Genomic DNA, 16,806 nt, shown 5'->3' with positions numbered 1-16,806 from the left:
GGGAAGGCCACGCGGGGTTTCTGGCGGGCCTTCGCGGTGGAGGGTTCAGCGGCCACTGGTGACCTTGACCCAGGTCCGGGTGCGGGTGCGTTCGGCCTTGGCCGGCAACGGCGCCAGGGGATACAGCCGGGTCATGGTCGCGGCGCTGGGGAACAGATCCGGGTTGTCCAGCAGCGACTGCTGGATGAACGGCTTGGAATCGCTCACGCCGTTGGGGTAGCCGACGTAGTTGCTGATGGAAGCGATCACTTTGGGCTCCATCAGGTAGTTGAGGAAGGCGTGGGCGGTGTCCACGTGCTTGGCGCCGGCGGGGACGGCCACGGTATCGATCCACACCAGGGTGCCTTCCTTGGGAATGCGCATTTCGATGTGCACGCCATTCTTGGCCTCGTTGGCGCGGTTGGCCGCCTGCAGGAAGCCGCCGGAGTAGCCCACGGCCACGCAGATGTTGCCGTTGGCGATGTCGCCCATCCACTTGGCGCTGTGGAAGTAGCGCACGTAAGGCCGCAGCTTGAGCAGCAGGGCCTCGGCCTTGCGGTAGTCCTCGGGGTTCTGGCTGTTGGGGTCCAGGCCCAGGTAGTGCAGGGCCAGGGGCAGCATCTCGGTGGGGGAATCGAGGAAGGTCACGCCGCACTGGCTGAGCTTCTTCAGGTTCTCTTCCTTGAATACCAGGTCCCAGCTGTTGACCGGCGCGTCGCTGCCCAGCAGTTCCCGGACCTTGTCGCGGTTGTAGCCGATCAGGTTGGTGCCCCACATGTAGGGGATCACATAGCGGTTGCCCGGATCGCTCTGCTCCAGCAGTTTCATCACCGCCGGGTCGAGGTTCTTCCAGTTCGGCAGTTGCCCGCGGTCCAGGGGCTGGAACGCCCCGGCGCTGATCTGCTTGCTGACGAAACCGCTGGAAGGCACCACCACGTCATAGCCGCTGTTGCCGGTCAGCAGCTTGGCTTCCAGCACTTCGTTGCTTTCGAAGATGTCGTACTTGACCTTGATCCCGCTCTGGTCCTGGAAGTCCTTGATGGTGTTGGGAGCGATGTATTCCGACCAGTTGAAGATGTTCACCGTGCGCTCGGGGGCGGCTTGGGCGGTGACGGCGGCGCTCAGGGCCAGGACGCTCAGGGAGCAGCTCAGGGCCAGGCGGGTGAGGGCGGTGTGCAGCGATTTCATGTGACAACTCCTTGTCTGAAATGAGCGGGACCTTCCGGGGGAGTCATTCTTGGCCGGATAGGCCCCTGAGAGAATGTTGGCAACGGTCAATAGGGGATATTTAGCGTCAATCTTGCGCCTGCTCCGAGAGCGGGCCGAGCTGGCCGGCCAGTTGCCGGAAGCGTCCGGGGGCGACGCCGCTCCAGCGCTGGAAGGCGTGGCGGAAACTGGCCGTCTCCTTGAAGCCCAGGGCTTCGGCGATACGGTAGATGGGCAGGCTGTGCTGCCCCAGCAGTTGCTGCGCCCGGGCATAGCGCAGCTCGTCCAGCAGTTGCTGGTAGCTGGTGTCCTGGGCCCGCAGGCGCCGGCGCAGGGTGCTTGGCGAGCAATGCACCTGGCGCGCCAGGCTGTCGAAGTCGGGCACCGCGTGCAGCTGTTCATTGAGCAGGCGCCGCACCTGATCGATCCAGGTCGGCCGCGCGCTGAGTTCCTCGTTGAGGCGGATGCAGCGCTGCAGCATGTCGTTCTGGGTCACCAGGTCGGCCAGGGGCAGGCGCCGGTCCAGCCATTCCAGATCGAACCCTATGGCGTTGCGCCCGGCATTGAACTGCACCGGGCAGTTGAAGGCCTGCTCGTAGCTGTCCAGATAGGGCTGCGGCGGGTGCTTGAGGTGCACCGCGCGCAGCGGCAGCGTGCAGCCCAGCAGGTCCTGGCAGGTGACCCGGTAGGACGACATGCAGAAATCGGTGTTGAACACCTCAAGCTCGGTCTCGCTGTACTGGTCGGCGGTCAGCCAGGCCAGGCCGTCGCGGATTTCCAGATCAAGGTGGAAGAAGGTGCCCAGCAGCAGGGGATAGCGCAGCGCCAGGGACCAGGCTTCGCGCAGGGTGGCGCTGGTCAGCAGGGTCAGGCCGAACATGCCGTAGGCACTGATATGCAGATTGCGCCCCAGCACCAGCCCCAGGTCTTGGCGAAAGGCCACGGCATTGCTGAACACGCGCATTTCCTGGCCGATGTTGATCAGGCTGTTGGGCAGCTCCAGGTCCGCCAGCTGGATGCCGCTGCCTTCGAGCAGCACCTCGGCGGGAACCTTGCTGTCGCGGAAGGCGTCCAGCACCGCTTGGGTGGTGTGCAGGGTAGTCAGGCGAAGAGCAGCCATCGTTGACCTCGGATTGATATCAAGGGGCGTGACTGTAGGGGTTCCGCGCCTGCGGTTCAATTGCCCCCCTTGTAGCGGGCTGCTGGCGCGGGGTTCAGGCCGGCGGCACGCGCCACAGGTACCAGGCCGCCGTGGTGCGCCAGGGACTCCAGGCCTGGCCGAGCTGGCTTATCTGGCGCGGCGCTGGCATGTGTTCCAGGCCCTTCAAGCGTTGATAGCCCTGGCGAATGCCAAAGTCGTTCGCCGGCAGGATGTCTGCCCGTTCCAGGCTGTAGATCAGCAACATTTCCACGGTCCAGCGACCAATGCCCGGCAATCGGGTCAGGCGCTCGATGAGGACTTCGTCGTCCATGGCGCGGGCCCGCTCGCCGTCTGGCACCCAGCCATTGAGGGTCGCCTCGGCAATGGCCTGCAAGGTGGTGATCTTGCGTGCGGAGAAGCCGCAGCCACGCAGGGCCTCCACGCTCAGCGCGCAGAGTTGCTGCGGGTCAGGAAAGCCCTGCCCGGGAAACAGCGCCAGCAGCCGGCCGAGTATCGCGTCGCCGGCGCGGGCGTGCAGTTGCTGGTAGGCCACCGCGCGGACCAGCGCCTGATAAGGCTCGCGCTCCGGGCGGGGCTGGTGCAGGCAAGGGCCGACAGCGGCGATCAGCGCCGCCCAGTCGGCATCCAGTGCGGCAAGAAATTCAGTGGCGGGGCAGTGGGGCATTGGTGATCCGTGGCAGAGGGGCAAGCGGCAGGTTAGCCCGCTGTCCGGTTGTTCGCACTCCGCTCCTTGCGCTGGAACTCGGGGCCCGGGCCCAGGGCTGCAACGTCTTCAGGGATTGGTCGGGGTTGAGGCGCCGGATACTGAGGCAGTGCAAGGCGTGTCGTGCTCGTTGAATTAACGAAAAGTTGAATATTCAACAATATGTTGATATTTTTTCGACCCCTTTGCCCTGGTCGCTGCCCCATGAATCAACCTTGCCCATCCCTGCTTGCCGAGCGTCAGCTGGTCCTGCAGGTGCTGCGCAGCACCCTGCAGATGCTGGCCAGCGTGGTCGGTCAGCATGTGGAAATCGTCCTGCATGACCTGGACCGCCCGGAGTCGTCGATCGTCGCCATCGCCAACGGCCATGTCACCGGGCGCCGGGTGGGCGACCCGGTGCTGGGCGGTCCGCGTCAGGACCTGGGGTTTGCCGCGGTCGCCCGTGCCCTGCAGGACCGCTCCGCCAGCACCCCGCTGGTGCTGGAGAACTACCCGACCCTGGCTCCCGACGGCCGCGAGCTGCGCAGTTCCACGGTGGTCTTTCGCGACAGCAGCGGGCAGCCCTTCGCCAGCCTGTGCAGCAACAGCGACCTGAGCGGCATCGCCGCCGCCCATGCCTGCCTGGGGCAGATGCTGGGCCTGGGCAGCGCGCCCGCTCCGCGCCGTGAGGAGGCCCCCGACATGGAACAGTTGCTGGCCCAGATCATCCAGGGCGCCTGCCCGGGAGCCGCGACGCGCATGGGCAAGCGGCACAAGCTCGACGCCGTGCGCCAGATGCAGGAGCGCGGAGTGTTCATCGTCAAGGGCGGGATCGAGAAGGCCGCGGCGGCCCTCGGGGTGACCCGCTACACCATCTACAACTACCTGGAACAGATCCGCGCCGAAGGCGCCGAGGAATGACCGCGATGCAGCTCGATATCTTTCAAGTGGATGCCTTTAGCTCCCACGTCTTCGGTGGCAACCCGGCGGCGGTGTGCCCCCTGGACGCCTGGTTGCCGGACGAGCTCCTGCAGCGCATCGCCCTGGAGAACAACCTCTCGGAAACCGCCTTTTTCGTGCCCCGGGGCGAGGTCTTCGAACTGCGCTGGTTCACCCCCACGGTGGAAGTCGACCTGTGCGGGCACGCCACCCTGGCGGCGGCCTGGGTGTTGTTCGAGCAACTGGGCGAGCGCCGCGACGTGCTGCGCTTTGCCACCCGCAGTGGCGAGTTGCGGGTGAGCCGCGAGGGCGGCCTGCTGTCCATGGACTTTCCCGCCAAGCAGCCCGAGGCCGTGGCGATTCCTCCGGCCCTGCTGCAAGCCCTGGGCCTGCCGGCTGCCGAGGCCCTGTACCGCACCGACGACTACCTGCTGGTGGTGGACGATGAACGCCTGGTGGAGTCGCTCAAGCCGGATTTCGCCGCATTGGCGGCTTTCGATGTGCGCGGCATCGCCGTCACGGCGCCGTCCCGGGCCTTCGATTTCGTCTCGCGCTGGTTCGGCCCACGGGTCGGGGTCAATGAAGACCCGGTCACCGGCTCGGCCCATACCTCCCTGGCGCCTTACTGGGCCGCGCGGCTGGGCAAGCGCCAGTTGCGGGCGCAGCAGGGCGGGGCGCGCAAGGGGCAGTTGGAGTGTCAGGTGCTGGACAACGGCCGGGTGATCATCAGCGGCCACGGCGCCCTGTACCTCAAGGGCAGCATTTTTCTCTGAAGCGGCGCCGCTCGGCCCCACAAGCCGGGCGCCTGCAAGCGGATTTGTCTCGGCGCGGCCTGCGCAGGTAGAGTCGCGTTTTTTTCGCCTGCTCAGGATGTTCCAGACCATGCATCGGACGCGCACCTTGCCCCGCCTTTCCACTTCACCGCTGTTGGCCTTGCTCCTGGGGCTTAGCGCCGCTACGGCTCAGGCCGCCAGCCTCAGCGAGAGCCTGCTGGACTGCCAGCCAGGGTTTTTCAAGGCCCTGTATCAGCAGCGCGCCGAACTCGGCAAGGTGGTCAAGCTGTCCGAGAATCAGCGCCAGGGCATCGCCTGGATACCGGTTGCCGACCGCCTTAACAACTACTCGGCAACGCAGGCGTTTTCCCGCCCGTTGAACGATGGCGGCCTGCGCCTGACCGGCTACTACGATCGCCAGTTCGACCTGGGCGAGCAGGGCAGCTTCCACTTCTGGGGCTTCGAGGTCGATGCCAGCCGCGCCGCGGTGATGGCCGCGCTGCCCCAGGCCGGCTGGCAGGAGGCTGGTGAATACTTCATCTCCCGGCCGCAGATCAAACTCAACGCCACGGCGCCCTGGCAGGACAATCCGGCCGCCGCGTCGGGCATCGCCCCGGCCCCGGGCTCCGCGGAAAAAATTCTCATGCTCAGCGAAGAAGACGGCAAGACCCGCTTGCTCTGCTCGCTGCAGGGCACTGTCGATCAGGCCCTGTTCGACCAGGAACGGCCGGACCTGGCCCAGGGAGCTGGCCGATGAACAAGCTGCTGAGCTTGAGCGCGGTGGTCGTGCTCGCCGGTTGCGCGCATTCGGGCAGCCAGAACGAGGCCCCGGCGCCGCAGCGTCCGGAGGGCATGTTCAAGGTGCTGGAAAGCCCGGAACTGGCCACCTACTTTGCCGCCAACTCGCTGGCCCTCTACCAGAACAACCCGCACTTGCGGCAGTTCTACCTGGTCAACAACTACGCCAAGCCTACCGAGCTGGGCGGCGGCAAGCCGCCGATCCACAGCTCGCGGGCGACCCGGGTGATCAACTGCGAGACGGATCAATCGGCGCAGTTCGGCCGGGTGTACTTCTCCGAGCCGTTCGCCCAGGGCGTGGAGGTCACGCGCAAGGAAGACACGGCGCAATGGGCCGCCTTTCCCCGCCAGTCGTTGCTGGGCGAGCTGCGCAACATGGTCTGCGCCATCGACCCGACGCGGCTCAAGCTGGCTCCGGCGCCGAGTCGGTAACGGCGCTTGCCCACGACCTGTCCAACGGTTCTAAGCCAAGGAGCACTGGATGCTGGAAAGCAATCGCACCATCACGCTGTCGGGCGAGCAGGCGCTGCAAGCCCTGGCGGAACTGGAGTTCGTCCTGATCTCGCTGCACAGGATGGGCGCCCATTACCGGGATAAACCCGTGGCCGACTACCAGCGCGCCACCACCGATTTCATCGATGAGCAGCAGGTCACCCAGCGCCTGGCCCTGGTGCGCAGGATTCTCAGTGAACCCTTCGACTGCACGCTGGGGGAGGACGACATGGACGACATCGAGCGTCATGTGCAAGGGCTCGACCTGTGGCGCCCCGAGTAACCGCGCTGTCATTGCCCATGGTTTTTCAAGGAACCCGCCATGTCCCGGATCAGCATCGCTGCGGCGACCCCCACCACCAGCCTGGCGCTGGTCAAGTTTCTCCATCAGCGCCTGGGCCTGTCCCTGAGCGTTGCCCAGGGCTATCTGCGCCGTGGCGCCGAGGGCTTCTTCTACAGCGCCAGGCTGTTTCACAACGACCATGTGCAACGTGAACAGGAACTGCGGGACATCCTCGCCTTCTGCAACGACGCCCAGGTGCCGCTGCTGATTATCGAAAGCGACCCCGATGAGCAATGGAACGGGGTGGCCCCCGAATCGTTGCAGGACTGCGCGATGCCTCAGGAACACCTGTTCAATATGCTCCAGGCCCATGCAGAGGATTATCAATGCGGCCAGGGGCAGGACCTGTAGCTCCGGCTGGATGCGAGGTTTTCCTAAAGTTCTGGGCGCTGGGGTCGAGACGTTGGTGCTGTTCGTCTTTCAATAAGGATATTTCGTGTTCAGAACCCTGCTCGGGGCCGCCGCCCTCATCGCCACCCTGGCGCTGACCGGCTGTGTCTCCTACAACGTCACCGGCCCGCTGGGCGCGCCGTTGCATCCCGCGCCCATCAGCAGCCCGCGCACCGCGCAAATCGCCGATGTCCAGGTCACCGCCCCCGGTATCGACGAAGCCACGCGCACGGCCATCAGCCGTTCGCTCACCGCCCAGTTGACCCCCTACGTCAAGAGCGCCGGCTACTTCCAGCAGCTCAGCGAGTTCCCCACCCGCCTGGGTGAGGACGACGTGGTGCTGAAATTCAACATGACCTCCCTCAAGGGCCACCGCGCGCCCCATCCGGGCTACCTGCCCGGGGCCTTGCTGACCCTGACCGTGTGGATCTGGGTCAACGGTCCGATCTACGTCGATAGCTTCGACCTGGCCGGCGACCTGTCGATCGTCGACCGCAACGGCAAGGAACTGGCCAGCGCCAGGGAGCAGCTCAAGTTCGAGCGCAACGTCGGCCTGTATGGCCGCGAGTACTGGGCCCCGACCCAGGGCGCCAAACAGCTGAACGAACTGGTTGCCAAGTTGCTGGACAACGCCAGCGCCCGGTTGGCGCAACGCTAGGATCAAGGAGAGATACATGTCGGGTTTCATCAAGCACGTCCTGGTACTCGGCGCAATGCTGCTGAGCGGCTGCGTGTCGTACTCGCAACACGAACTGGCCCCGGTCAAGACCTGGCCGCCGGTGGCCCAGGTGGCCGAGCACAAGCCGACGGTCTTTGTGCGCACCACGGCGCTGAACCAGGTCAATGGCGGGCCGGCCAATACCGCCGCCGGCGCCCCGGCAGCCGCCTGGGAAGTGGCGGTGGCCGACACCTACCGCCAGTCCGGGCGCTTTGCCCGGGTCAGCACCGACAAGGTCGAATCGGACCTGTATGCCGAAGCCACCCTGTACAACAACGAACAGTTCAGCATGGCCTCGGCCATCATCACCGGCGCCACCTTCTTCGTGATTCCGTCCACCGCCAAGAACACCTTCACCCTGGAGACGGTGTTCAAGGACAAGGACGGCAAGGAGCTGGGGCGGATTCGCAAGAGCGAGTCGGTGCGCACCTGGATGCACTTGTTGCTGATCGTCACCATTCCTTTCCAGGCGGACACCCGCGACCTGGTCGGGGAGTTGACTCGCAGTACGCTGGATGAGGCAGTGCAGCGCAAGTTGCTGTAAGCCGGGCGCCATGAAAAACGCCGCTTGCTCTGTTCAGGGCCAGCGGCGTTTTTTATTGGGGGGCGGTCTATTTCAGCGCTGCGCCGCCCAGTAGGCATGCAGCGCGCGGGCGGCCGGTTCGATGGCCGCCACTTGCTGGCGATGCTGGTCCAGGTTCAGGTCGGCCGGCAGTTCGAAGTTGTCCTGTTCGGCGCAGTCGATGATCAACTGCAGCGTCCGCACCTGCGGCGCCGGCATCTCTGGCCAGTTGCCCACGGCCACCCCGCGCAGGTAGCCAAAACACCATTCTTCGGCCAGCAGCAGGTCCTGGCCCTGGTGCTCGGTCTGTTCGAAGCGCGCCTTGAACGCTTGCGGGGCGTTGGTCAGTTGCTCGGCCAGGGTGTTGATGTGGCGCACGCAGAGGTCGATGAACTGCCGGCATTGCTCCGGGGTTTCCCAGGCCGGGTTTTCGCCGCCCCAGATACCCGGGAACCATTCGGCGATATCGACTTGAGCCGGGCCCGACACCAGCGCGGTGAAGTAGCCGTCCAGCTCGCAGGGATTGAGCACCGAGTGGTCGTCGCCGTACTGGAGCAGGGTGTCTTCGATCGCCTCGAAGTCGGCGGCGTTCAGTGGGGTGTTTTGCATGAGGGGAGTCCTGGAAAAAGCAGCGGCAAGTTTCCAGCTTTGAGCCACAAGCCACAAGCCGCAAGCCTGCTGCTGGTAGCTGAAACTTGCCGTCAGGTATCGCGCAGCAAGTCCTGGGCATCGAGCAGGCGGTAGGCGATTTCCGGGCGGTTCTCCATGGCCCGGCGAATGGCGGCCGGAATCGATTGCCGGGTCTTGCGGCACAGGCCGGGCAACTCGCCCAGGGTGATGGCGATCCCGCGCATGCTGCGCACTTCATTGTCGCTGGGAGTGATCTGCACGCGGATGCCGAGTTTTTCCAGCATCTGGCGCTGCATGTGTTCCAGGTCGGCCAGGTCCTTGAGGTTCTCCAGGCGTTCGAGCAGGCGTTTTTCCTCCTGGCGCGTGAGCAGGAGGATGCGCAGGTCGGCTCCGGGGGTGTCCAGCAACTGCTCGCGCTCGCAGATGCAGGCGCCGGGCGGACAGGGTTGGCGGATGGGCGTGCTGGGTGTCATGGGCAACCATCATAGCGAGCCGAACGCGGCGGGCAGAGAAAAATGTGCACGAGTGCGCATCCGTTTCCTAGGCTCATTCGTAGGATTGTTGCCTCAGCGGTAAAAGGGGCGAGCTGATGAGCATGGAGATCCTCGACATGGAATCTTTGCAGCACCTGCCGCTGACCGCCGTTAGCGACGACTTGCACTTATTGCCGCGCCTGTTGGCGGGCGAGCAGCGGGCCTTTTGCGAGCTGGTCAGGCAGCATCAGGGCGCCATGCGCTCGGTGGCCCAGGCGATTGTCGGGCAGCGCCACGTCGATGACGTGGTGCAGGACGCCTGGCTGGCGATTGTGCGCAACCTTGGCGGCTTCCAGTGCCGCTCCAGCCTCAAGACCTGGATGCTGACCATCACCGCCAACGCGGCCAAATCCCACTACGTACAGAGCCGTCGCGAGGCGAGTCGCTTCGTGCGGCCGGCCCAGGCGGGCGACCAGCGCTGCGCTGAAGAGGGTGACTGGACGCCGCCGCTGGAGCGGCACGAAGACAGCCCGGAAGCCCTGCTGTGCGCCGAGCAGCTGCGTCGCTGCCTGGAGCAGACGCTGAGCAGCCTGCCGCTGTTGCAACGCCGGGTCTTGTTGTCGCGTGAGCGCCAGGGCCAGGCGCTTGAGGCCATCGGCGGGCAGTTGGGGATTTCCCGCAGTCATGTTCGCGTGCTCTTGCATCGCGCCCGCTTGCAGGTATTTGCCGCCCTGGAGCGCCATCAGGCGGGCGCCTTCGATCCTGTCGCGGGGGCGCATCGGCGGCGGGGCTCGACCGCCATCAAGGCACCGACGTCCCGGGTGTTTTAGGGGCAGGGCGTGTTCAGCCACCTGGGGGAGCCGCCTTGGCCCAGCGCATTTGGCGTGCCCCGAATGAATCTCCTGGGGCGTTACCCTGTTCGTAGCAGTCCGGGAGCACCTGCAACGCTGCATTCATGCCTGGCCCGGGGATATTCGCGGCTAAGCCCTGCGCCTGGTTGGCGCGGTATGACAGGTACGTGATGAGCACCCCGTGAGTCAGGCCACCGTGGCCGGGGTTGAGTCACCGGGGGCGGGATGGTCGTGGTTGGGGCCCCGTGCCGAGCAAAATGCACAGAACCCCTTAGGCATGAGCTGTACCCGTCCGGCTGGAGGTTGCACTCCTCCAGCCACGCCGCACCATCAGCTTTCAGTCCATTTCCTTGAGTACCGTGACACAGCCGACGGCAGCAGTGACGATACCGGCTGCACTGCCTATCGCTATGGCACTGGCCAAGCCAAGTATTGCGGTAGCGCCCTTAAGTAGCTGAGCAGCTGTTTGTACACGGCTGATGAAGTCATCGACTTGCTTAATACTGGCCTGTATTCCCTCGACCGCTTCATCTGCGCTCTGACCGATGAGAATTCCCACGGTATTGGTGATGCGCTGGGCCTCCCGGGCCAGCCCTTTTCGCTGGTGGATGAGTTCGTCGGCGTTCTCCGGAGGCGGATCGCTGTTCAGCAGTTCGTTGATCTTGTTTCTGGTATCAATCAACTTCGAGGCATAATTTGCTTTTTCTGCAAGGAAATCTTCGTTAACTTTGGGCATGATTATTACTCTCCGTCTTTTGTTGCATTAAATGCTTCGCGAAGCGAAGAGGCGCGGTCAGAGAAGTTCTTTATCTCGGCCAAGACTTCCTGTGTGTCCAGGTGATCAATGTTGACCATGAGTTCCCTATGCGCCTTGATGAATGCCGCAGTAGCTTGCTGGAATTCTTTTACTCGTTCAGAGGTGGCAGTCGGGCTGCTGGCTTCGTTTAGCGCATAGACTTCGGCATACAGTTTGCGAACCGGCATTCTGGCTGCCGCTTCTGAGGAACTATGAGCCTGCGACGCCACTTTTAATGACTGGCTGAGGCTTGTGTATATTCCGTGGGCGGCGTACATGTCCGTGGAGTAAACATAATTTGCATACTGTTCCAAACGGCTGCTGATAAGGCTGATTCGTGCATGATTCTCATACAACATGTTTTTGAGTTGCTGCTTGGTCTTTGCCTGCAATATGAATGCTATTGATGACTCCGCCAGCAGTGCTCCGGCTTTGACCTCAGCGCTTGGTTTGTTTTCATTAAGCTTTGCTGCAGCATCTGTCAGTTTGACCAGGGAGCCATCAAAGGTGCCTGACTGCAACTTCGACATCTTACCCAAGGCCGCTGCATAGCCAGTGAGAGTGTCGGCAAGCGCGTTGAGCGTTGAGTCCCTTATATCTGTTCCTTGGCAAATACTTTCGACTTCGGAGTTCAAGCTGCCGGGGCTGTAGCCGGGAGCGTTTTTGGGGTCAAGTTGCCCTAGGTATTCCAAAGTGTGAGAGGTTCTACACTGGTTCGAAGCATCTGTAACAAGCTTTTTTGCGGTGTCGCTGTAGGACAGCGTTGCAGTAGAAAAGTCAGTGATGGCCTGTGAGTGATAGGCGCATCCGCCGAGTTGGAAAAACCATACAAAAAGAATCCAGACTAGCGGGCGAGGTTTCATAGTGGCTCCTTGCTCATAGTGATGAGCTATCCTGCGTGACCTGTGGAGGGCTTGATTCCAAAGTGCTGTAAGGGTTTCAACTCGGAAGAGGTTGAAGCTCAGCGTGACGTCGGGCTGGGAGCAAGCAGGCCCGCCAGTGCCCCGACAGCTGCAGAGCCAAGGGCGGTCATTATTTCTGGTGGACTTATTTGTGTTCCATGGATGATGGAAAGGAGAACAGCGCCGGCAACTACGATCAGCACGGTGCAGCCCAGCGACAAGACGACAATGCGATAAATCCAGCGATCGGTTTTGAGTGGGGAAGACATCTCCGTAACGACTTCTTGGGCCAGTTTTGGTAATTCGGTCTGAGGATTTTCTTTGACTCGCTCTATCAAGGTCGGGTTGCTGATGATTTTGTTGGCGAGGGCGATTGCTGAGCGAATGGTCTCATCGTTCATGATATGAATCTCCTTTGCGACAGGCTTCTATTGTTTGGCGTGTTGCTGTGTAGTGTTTGGGCTTGTTGGTGGGTGCCTGGTTTTTGTGTCTATATTTTTTTTGATAGTTGAAAAGTATTAACAGGTTTTGGTTAGGCGTATGTATTCATGGGCTTGGTTGAAGCGTTTTATAGAGTTTTAGACTAGCGCTGGGGTGGTGTTTGTCAAATGAAAGAGGGGTGATTTAGAGCTGAGGAATATTGAGGTTTTTTTGGAGTGTAAGTTGTTGATGTGTCTGCGGAATGCACTTGGTTAAAAGGCGTGGGCTTGAATGATTGTTAGCTTGCTATTTTAATTATTTGAGGTTTTTTTATTGTGCGGGCGGTGTGTGCGTTAATGATTTTTCTTTTTGGTTTTTGTTAGTTGTGGTGACTCTTTAAGTTATCGCAAAACTTCATATAAGAGAGTTGGTTCTATCTGGTGCTGGATTCTGTTCGAAGTTTGTCGCTGCCTACAGCAAGGTCCGCAGGGAAATAGCATTACCTGCGGCATCAGATGGCCGGATAGAAGCTGGAGGTGCTTGGCTAGGCTGCAAGGCCTAGCCCCGCCGCGCCATCAGCAGCACCGACGCCGCCCCCGACAACAGCAGTGCGCAGCCGCGATTGAACAGGCGCTTGCCGCGCGGTTCGGCGAGCCAGCGGCGCATGTGCAGGCCCATGTAGGCGTAGGCGCAGATGGCGATCCACTCCAGCCCCAGGAACAGCGCGCCCAAGACCAGGAACTGCGGGCCCATGGGCTGCGCCGGATCGACGAACTGCGGCAGGAAGGCGGTGAAGATCAGGATCGCCTTGGGGTTGCCCGCCGCCACCAGGAACTCCTGGCGCGCCAGGGCCCACAGGCCGGCACGGGCCCTGTCCTCGCTCGCTTCAGTGCCAGGGGCGGCCCGCCACAGTTGCCAGGCCAGGTACAGCAGATAGCCCGCGCCGAGGATCTTGATGGCATGGAACAACAGTTCCGAAGTCTGCAGCACCACCGCCAAACCGGCGGCGGCCAGGGCGATCATGGCGGCGAACGCCAGCAGCCGGCCGGCCCCCGCCAGGCAGGAGTGGCGATAGCCGTAGCGGGTGGCGTTGCTCACCGACAGCAGGTTGTTCGGGCCAGGGGCCATGTTCAGGGCAAAGCAGGCGGGGATGAACAGGCTCAGGGTGGCGAGGTCCATAAACTCTCCGACAGGGCATGGGGGTGGGGCCCACTGCATCGGCTGTCGCGGGATCGACCGAAGCGCTGCTGGGGCGGGATCGACAAAAATAGTGGCAGCGCCGGGGGCAAGGCAAGAGGGCGCGCGCATCCTCTCCCTGGCCGGGCAGGGAGAGGGCGCCTCGCAGCGGATTTAGCGGATCGAGAAGTACGGGTCCCAGGAGCAGTAGCCCAGCACCTTGTTGTCACGGTCGACAATCATGAAGGACCAGGTGTAGGTGACCCGGGTGCAGACGCGGGTGGCGTCGGCCTGCCAGTAGAAGGTCCTGACGCTCTGCGCGGTCGGCTGACCGGCGGGGTTGTCCGGGTTGATGATCGGCAGCGGCGTGCTCGGCAGCACCGTCGGCACCACGTTGGTCAGGTAGGGGTTGGGGTCCTCGCTCAGCGGCGGGTGGGTCTGGGTGTACTGGTACAGGATCACCGAGTAGTACAGGCCCTTGGACAGGCTGGTGGCGCGCCAGCGCAACTGATCGCCCTGACGCAGGTTGACCGCCAGCTCGGATCCGCCATCGGCGCCATCGGCGTTGCTGCGCCGCACCACCATGTAGATCACCTGGTCCGAGAGTCGGTCGTCGCCGTCGTAGATGTTGTAAAGCTGGGAAGGGGTGGAAGCGTTCTGGCTGAGCCTGAAGAGTCCCTTTTCGGCACTTTCGAGGATGGTGTCCACATCGATGGTGATGAGGATGTCGACTATGTTGTCGTTCATGTCCAGCTCCCTGCTGTCGCGTTAGACGCCTGGAATGCCCAGGCAGGCCTGCATCGGTTTTCCATGGCGCGGCTGCCGAGCAGCGACGCCCGGGGCCTGGACCAACGGGCATCGAGCGCGGTGCATTGGCATGCAGTCGCGAGTGGAATCTAGATCCTCGATACCGTTAGTCAAATGGCCCCTGGCAAAAAAACAGCGGCGCAAGACGAGTGGTGCCGGCTGTGGCTAGGCGTCGCCGATCGACTCGCCGTTCAGGTGCTGATCGAGCCACGGCGCGACCTCGGTCGCGTGGCTCAGGCCCAGGTCATGTTCGGCCCCTGGCACGATGCGCAGGCAGGCGTTGGGCAGCAGGGCGGCCAGACGCTGGCCCACCGCCACCGGGCTGATGGGGTCGCAGTCGCCCCACAGGAGCAAGACCGGCATGCCCAGTTCCCCCAGGCGCGGGCCGAGGTCGCTGTGGTCATCGACGAACCAGCGGGGCAGTTGCGGGTAGGCGGCGGTGTAGTCGTTGCGCCAGTCGCTGGCGCCCAACTCGCCCATGTCGACGCCACCGGAGGTGACGCTCAACACCAGATGGGTGATCAGCTCCGGCCGCGCCAGGGCAGCCTGCACCGCGATGATGCCGCCCATGGACTGGGCCACCAGCGCCGTGGGCTGGTCGATGCGCTGCAGCACCAGGTCCAGCAGGTCGTTCATGCCCTGCACGTCGTCTCGGGCCGGGGTGTCGCCGAAGCCCGGCCAGCCCAGGTGCACCTGGCGCGCCGGATGGCGCAGCTGCGCGCCCAGGGGTTGCCAGAATTGACGATTGCCCGAGGCGCCGGGCAGGAACAGCAGTTGGTGGGGGGCTTGGGGCATGGCGACGCTCCGGGTCCATGGGCGGTGGAATGCACCACCTGCGGGCAGGGGCCACGCGGCGGTGCTAGAAAGTACGGTGCCGGGCTCTTGCAAACAAGGGGGCGGCAGGCGACAGCGGGGCAGCCGGCCACTGCCCCGGGACCTGTCGCTAGGGTTTATCATGCTGCGCTGCTGCCCGTTGCCCGGCCGACAAGGGGCTGCTCCTTTCGCCCACCGTGGAGGCGCCCGCCATGCCCGATCTGCAAAAGCCTGCTGCCATCCCTGAGTTTCCCGTGTGTCACGTCCGTGGTGGCACCTCCACCGGGCTGATTCTGGCCCGCGAAGCACTGCCCGCGGATGAAGCCCTGGTGGAAGAACTGCTGCGCCACCTGATGGGCGTGCCGTTGCAGGGCGAGTGGCCGGGCAACACCCAGATCACCGGCCTGGGGCGCGGCGGGCCCACCAGCAACAAGGTGTTCATCGTCGAGCGCCGCCCCGGCGAGACGCGGATGATCAGCACCCTGGCGCAACTGGCGGCGGGCAAGAGTGCCATCGACTGGAGCGTCAACTGCGGCAACCTGTCCGCGGCGTTGCCGTTGTACGCCCTGCAACGCGGCTGGCTGCGGCCCGAGGACGGCGGGCAGATCGAGATCTTCAACAGCAACACCCAGACCACGATGTACGCGCGCCTGGGCTTCGGCGATGGCCGCTTGCTGAGCGACACGCGGATTCCCGGGGTCAATGGCCTGTATCCCGGGGTCGACCTGTTTCTCGACAAGCCGGTGGGGGCCAAGACCGGCGCGCTGTTCCCCACCTGGCAACGGATCGACCTGCTGGATGGCGTGGCCGCCACCTGCATCGACGTGGCGGTGCCGATGATCATTCTGCGCGCGGCGGACCTGGGCAAGACCGGCGAGGAACCCCCCGCCGAGCTGGACGCCGACCGGCCTTTCAAGAGCCGCTTGCTGGAGCTGATGGTGCAAGGCGGCCTGCTCATGGGCCTGCGCGATCGCGAAGGCCGCTTGCTGAGCGCTGATGAGCTGCGGCGCAGCGAAACCATCCCGAAGGTCTGCATCGTCAGCCCGGCGCGCCACGGCGGGGATATTGCCACCCGCTACTTCACCCCGCAGAACGCCCACCCGTCCCTGGCGGTGTCCGGTGGTTGCTGCCTGGCGGCGGCCTGCCTGGCCGAAGGCACCGTGGCCCATGCCATGCTGGCGCGGGCGCCGGTGCTGGGTGAAGAGAAGGGCGAATACCCCCTGGCGATTGAAAACCCCGCCGGGGTGCTGGAGACCCTGATCAATGCCCGGCAAGTGGCCGGGGAGCTGCTGATCGACGGCGCCGCCTACCGGCGCAGCGCGCAGATCCTGTTGCAGGGGCATACGCCGTTGTACAACGCCTCGGCGGCCTTGATCGCCGCCTTGCCCCAGGGGCAATGACGCCTCAGCGACCCTCGCCGCCATCGGGAAGAAACGGCGGCACCTTCTGGCGCAGCAACCGGATCAGCTCCGGGTCCATGAAGTCGTAATCATCGGGGATGTTCAGGCAGACGATCTGCTGGTTGTTCAACTGCGCCTTGAAGCGCTTGCGCAGTTTTTCCCGGTGCCGGGTTTCCATCACCACAATCAGCCCGGCCCACTGCACCAGCTCCGGACCCAGGGGCACCTCGGCGTCGTGGTTGAGCCCGGCGGAGGCGGTCTGGATTCCCGGCCAGTCGGCAAACACCTGCTCGGCGGTGGGGCTGCGTAGCTTGTTCTGGCTGCAGACAAACAAGACATTGAGCATGGCGCCGATCTCCTTGGCACTGACACCCGGCTCGTAAAGGGCAGGGCAAAGGCGCTGATTTTTAGGGGCTTTTGCTGCGCTGTCCAGCCACTTGTGACGGGTCGGGCGAATGGCGTTGGTCAGCGCAGGTTGCCCGGCAAAGGCCGAG

22 protein-coding genes are annotated in these 16,806 nt (G+C 63.7%); 10 read left to right on the top strand and 12 right to left on the bottom strand.

Annotation, left to right across the window (positions count from 1 at the left end; translation table 11 throughout):
- Positions 1 to 45: 45 nt before the first annotated feature.
- From BLV47_RS16270 to BLV47_RS16260, 3 genes are all read right to left on the bottom strand, one after another.
- Positions 46 to 1,167: a polyamine ABC transporter substrate-binding protein gene (locus BLV47_RS16270; protein ID WP_092315253.1), complete on the bottom strand. Its 1,122-nt coding sequence runs from the start codon at positions 1,165 to 1,167 to the stop codon at positions 46 to 48.
- Between the two features lie 106 nt (positions 1,168 to 1,273).
- The gene (locus tag BLV47_RS16265; RefSeq protein WP_208605273.1) at positions 1,274 to 2,305 is read right to left on the bottom strand and encodes an AraC family transcriptional regulator; all 1,032 of its coding nucleotides are present in this window, start codon (positions 2,303 to 2,305) and stop codon (positions 1,274 to 1,276) included.
- A gap of 94 nt (positions 2,306 to 2,399) precedes the next feature.
- Positions 2,400 to 3,011: a DNA-3-methyladenine glycosylase family protein gene (locus tag BLV47_RS16260; protein WP_092315249.1), complete on the bottom strand. Its 612-nt coding sequence runs from the start codon at positions 3,009 to 3,011 to the stop codon at positions 2,400 to 2,402.
- Between the two features lie 243 nt (positions 3,012 to 3,254).
- Here BLV47_RS16260 and BLV47_RS16255 point away from each other — a divergent pair, with 243 nt between their 5' ends.
- The 8 genes from BLV47_RS16255 (at position 3,255) to BLV47_RS16220 (ending at position 8,026) form a co-directional block, all read left to right on the top strand.
- The gene (locus BLV47_RS16255) at positions 3,255 to 3,950 is read left to right on the top strand and encodes a helix-turn-helix transcriptional regulator (protein ID WP_092315247.1); all 696 of its coding nucleotides are present in this window, start codon (positions 3,255 to 3,257) and stop codon (positions 3,948 to 3,950) included.
- A 5-nt stretch (positions 3,951 to 3,955) separates the two neighbouring features.
- Positions 3,956 to 4,741: a PhzF family phenazine biosynthesis protein gene (locus BLV47_RS16250; RefSeq protein ID WP_092317266.1), complete on the top strand. Its 786-nt coding sequence runs from the start codon at positions 3,956 to 3,958 to the stop codon at positions 4,739 to 4,741.
- A 109-nt stretch (positions 4,742 to 4,850) separates the two neighbouring features.
- Positions 4,851 to 5,498 carry a hypothetical protein gene (locus tag BLV47_RS16245; RefSeq protein WP_092315245.1) on the top strand — a complete coding sequence of 216 codons (648 nt, stop codon included), beginning with the start codon at positions 4,851 to 4,853 and terminating at the stop codon, positions 5,496 to 5,498.
- Positions 5,495 to 5,971, top strand: a complete 477-nt coding sequence (locus BLV47_RS16240; RefSeq protein ID WP_092315243.1) for a surface-adhesin E family protein — start codon at positions 5,495 to 5,497, stop codon at positions 5,969 to 5,971. The genes BLV47_RS16245 and BLV47_RS16240 overlap by 4 nt, the downstream gene beginning before the upstream one ends.
- A 49-nt stretch (positions 5,972 to 6,020) precedes the next feature.
- The gene (locus tag BLV47_RS16235) at positions 6,021 to 6,314 is read left to right on the top strand and encodes a hypothetical protein (RefSeq protein ID WP_092315241.1); all 294 of its coding nucleotides are present in this window, start codon (positions 6,021 to 6,023) and stop codon (positions 6,312 to 6,314) included.
- Positions 6,315 to 6,353: 39 nt separating this feature from the next.
- Positions 6,354 to 6,725, top strand: coding sequence for a hypothetical protein (locus BLV47_RS16230; protein WP_092315239.1), 372 nt, complete (start codon positions 6,354 to 6,356; stop codon positions 6,723 to 6,725).
- An 85-nt stretch (positions 6,726 to 6,810) separates the two neighbouring features.
- Complete coding sequence (locus BLV47_RS16225; RefSeq protein WP_092315237.1) at positions 6,811 to 7,422, top strand: hypothetical protein; 612 nt, start codon at positions 6,811 to 6,813, stop codon at positions 7,420 to 7,422.
- Positions 7,423 to 7,438: 16 nt separating this feature from the next.
- Entirely contained in the window at positions 7,439 to 8,026 is a 588-nt protein-coding gene (locus BLV47_RS16220) for a hypothetical protein (protein ID WP_092315235.1), read from the top strand.
- Between the two features lie 72 nt (positions 8,027 to 8,098).
- On the opposite strand, the gene BLV47_RS16215 is transcribed toward BLV47_RS16220, so the two are convergent.
- Positions 8,099 to 8,653, bottom strand: a complete 555-nt coding sequence (locus tag BLV47_RS16215; protein ID WP_092315233.1) for a UPF0149 family protein — start codon at positions 8,651 to 8,653, stop codon at positions 8,099 to 8,101.
- A 92-nt stretch (positions 8,654 to 8,745) separates the two neighbouring features.
- Positions 8,746 to 9,147: a hypothetical protein gene (locus BLV47_RS16210; protein ID WP_092315231.1), complete on the bottom strand. Its 402-nt coding sequence runs from the start codon at positions 9,145 to 9,147 to the stop codon at positions 8,746 to 8,748.
- Positions 9,148 to 9,263: 116 nt separating this feature from the next.
- Between BLV47_RS16210 and BLV47_RS16205 the strand changes: the two genes are divergently transcribed.
- Positions 9,264 to 9,977 (top strand): RNA polymerase sigma factor, encoded by a 714-nt coding sequence (locus BLV47_RS16205; protein WP_425272155.1) that lies wholly within the window; start codon positions 9,264 to 9,266, stop codon positions 9,975 to 9,977.
- A gap of 358 nt (positions 9,978 to 10,335) precedes the next feature.
- On the opposite strand, the gene BLV47_RS16200 is transcribed toward BLV47_RS16205, so the two are convergent.
- The 6 genes from BLV47_RS16200 to BLV47_RS16175 all read right to left on the bottom strand — a co-directional run bounded on the left by BLV47_RS16200 (position 10,336) and on the right by BLV47_RS16175 (position 14,894).
- Positions 10,336 to 10,734 carry a hypothetical protein gene (locus BLV47_RS16200; RefSeq protein WP_092315229.1) on the bottom strand — a complete coding sequence of 133 codons (399 nt, stop codon included), beginning with the start codon at positions 10,732 to 10,734 and terminating at the stop codon, positions 10,336 to 10,338.
- Positions 10,735 to 10,739: 5 nt separating this feature from the next.
- On the bottom strand, positions 10,740 to 11,657 hold the full coding sequence (locus BLV47_RS16195) for a hypothetical protein (protein ID WP_092315227.1): 918 nt from the start codon (positions 11,655 to 11,657) through the stop codon (positions 10,740 to 10,742).
- 98 nt (positions 11,658 to 11,755) lie between these two features.
- The gene (locus tag BLV47_RS16190) at positions 11,756 to 12,097 is read right to left on the bottom strand and encodes a hypothetical protein (RefSeq protein WP_092315225.1); all 342 of its coding nucleotides are present in this window, start codon (positions 12,095 to 12,097) and stop codon (positions 11,756 to 11,758) included.
- Positions 12,098 to 12,674: 577 nt separating this feature from the next.
- Positions 12,675 to 13,295: a LysE family translocator gene (locus tag BLV47_RS16185; RefSeq protein WP_092315223.1), complete on the bottom strand. Its 621-nt coding sequence runs from the start codon at positions 13,293 to 13,295 to the stop codon at positions 12,675 to 12,677.
- Positions 13,296 to 13,466: 171 nt separating this feature from the next.
- Positions 13,467 to 14,039 carry an AidA/PixA family protein gene (locus BLV47_RS16180; protein WP_092315221.1) on the bottom strand — a complete coding sequence of 191 codons (573 nt, stop codon included), beginning with the start codon at positions 14,037 to 14,039 and terminating at the stop codon, positions 13,467 to 13,469.
- A gap of 225 nt (positions 14,040 to 14,264) precedes the next feature.
- The gene (locus BLV47_RS16175; RefSeq protein ID WP_092315219.1) at positions 14,265 to 14,894 is read right to left on the bottom strand and encodes an alpha/beta fold hydrolase; all 630 of its coding nucleotides are present in this window, start codon (positions 14,892 to 14,894) and stop codon (positions 14,265 to 14,267) included.
- Between the two features lie 230 nt (positions 14,895 to 15,124).
- Here BLV47_RS16175 and BLV47_RS16170 point away from each other — a divergent pair, with 230 nt between their 5' ends.
- Positions 15,125 to 16,312 (top strand): PrpF domain-containing protein, encoded by a 1,188-nt coding sequence (locus BLV47_RS16170; protein ID WP_092315217.1) that lies wholly within the window; start codon positions 15,125 to 15,127, stop codon positions 16,310 to 16,312.
- A gap of 4 nt (positions 16,313 to 16,316) precedes the next feature.
- Here the strand turns inward: BLV47_RS16170 and BLV47_RS16165 are convergent, their stop codons facing one another.
- Positions 16,317 to 16,658, bottom strand: a complete 342-nt coding sequence (locus BLV47_RS16165) for a low molecular weight protein tyrosine phosphatase family protein (RefSeq protein WP_092315215.1) — start codon at positions 16,656 to 16,658, stop codon at positions 16,317 to 16,319.
- Between the last annotated feature and the right edge of the window lie 148 nt (positions 16,659 to 16,806).

Source organism: Pseudomonas saponiphila (genome assembly GCF_900105185.1).
Taxonomy (GTDB): domain Bacteria; phylum Pseudomonadota; class Gammaproteobacteria; order Pseudomonadales; family Pseudomonadaceae; genus Aquipseudomonas; species Aquipseudomonas saponiphila.
This window is presented reverse-complemented; position numbering and strand designations above follow the sequence as displayed.